Origin of the sequence: Vallitalea maricola (genome assembly GCF_036985595.1) — a bacterium.
GTDB classification, from domain to species: Bacteria; Bacillota; Clostridia; order Lachnospirales; family Vallitaleaceae; genus Vallitalea; species Vallitalea maricola.
This window is the reverse complement of record NZ_BTPU01000400.1, coordinates 1-207: the sequence shown is the minus strand read 5'-3', so window position 1 is coordinate 207 and position 207 is coordinate 1. Positions and strand designations below refer to the sequence as shown.

The window sequence follows — 207 nt, the reverse complement described above, 5'->3', positions numbered from 1 at the left end:
ATTATTACTTTAGCATCATATCCAGGCATATCCCATGGTTCAGGCGTCACAAAACTATCTACTGGAGATGCTGCTTGAATTCCTTGGCAAAAAGCAATAATAGCTTCTGGGGTACCTAGATTGATAGCTTGTATGATATCATGTCTCGTTTCAGTTGAATCAGGTATTACTTCGTAACCTAATCCCTCAAAAACATTAGCTGCGAAT

General features: G+C 38.6%; 1 protein-coding gene. It reads right to left on the bottom strand.

Features of this window, described 5'->3' with window-relative positions; translation table 11 throughout:
- Positions 1-207, bottom strand: a 207-nt coding sequence (locus tag AACQ14_RS24450) for a methionine gamma-lyase family protein (RefSeq protein ID WP_339366132.1), incomplete at both ends; no start/stop codon positions are given.